The sequence below is a fragment of the Psychrobacter sp. CAL346-MNA-CIBAN-0220 genome, assembly GCF_040309805.1.
Classification (GTDB): Bacteria; Pseudomonadota; Gammaproteobacteria; order Pseudomonadales; family Moraxellaceae; genus Psychrobacter.
In genome coordinates this window covers 1-256 of sequence record NZ_JBEOPF010000484.1, presented here as the reverse complement: position 1 = coordinate 256, position 256 = coordinate 1, and the positions used below count along the sequence as shown (strand labels likewise).

General features: G+C 42.2%; 1 protein-coding gene. It reads left to right on the top strand.

Annotation, left to right across the window (positions count from 1 at the left end; translation table 11 throughout):
• Positions 1 to 256 (top strand): DNA gyrase C-terminal beta-propeller domain-containing protein (locus AAEY88_RS14470; RefSeq protein WP_350563510.1); only part of this gene is annotated, 256 nt, incomplete at both ends.

Here is a 256-nt window from a genome sequence, read left to right as displayed (position 1 = left end):
CTCTGCTTCTCTGACTTTGGTAAAATGTATTGGTTAAAAGTGTATCAATTACCATTAGCGAGTCGTACTGCTCGTGGACGTCCTATTGTTAACTTATTACCACTCTCTGACGGTGAGCACATTACGGCAATTCTGCCGGTACGTGAATATGCTGATGATAAATTTATCATCATGGCAACAGCGCATGGCACGGTTAAGAAAACAGCATTAACAGCTTACAGCAACCCACGTTCAAACGGGATTATTGCTGTAAACC